This window comes from Bacillus cereus group sp. N21 (assembly GCF_016483395.1).
Taxonomy (GTDB): Bacteria; Bacillota; Bacilli; order Bacillales; family Bacillaceae_G; genus Bacillus_A; species Bacillus_A pseudomycoides.
Genome location: NZ_JAEHBX010000386.1, coordinates 1 through 251, shown reverse-complemented (window position 1 = coordinate 251; position 251 = coordinate 1). Strand labels below are relative to the sequence as shown.

Sequence of the window (251 nt, the reverse complement as noted above, 5' to 3'; positions counted from 1 at the left end):
AATAATATAGTTGTGGAGAATTTACAGATAGAGGATTTAGAAAGAGCAAGAGGACACAGCTAATTAATCATGAAGATACATTGTGTTAGATGAGTAAATACATAGGCTTCATTTGTAGTAGTATAGTATGTTTTTCCTTTACTGTTATGTACTTTATACTGTGGCGAACCATTGACACTCACTTTTGCATCAATTATAAATCCCAATCCTGTATCTACAGAACCAGCTCCATCTTTATCCTGCTAAGATGG

General features: G+C 33.9%; 1 pseudogene. It reads right to left on the bottom strand.

Annotated elements, in window-relative coordinates:
- Positions 1-59 precede the first annotated feature (59 nt).
- A pseudogene (locus tag JDS96_RS33190) lies at positions 60-242 on the bottom strand (hypothetical protein); the annotation flags it as partial.
- Positions 243-251: the final 9 nt, after the last annotated feature.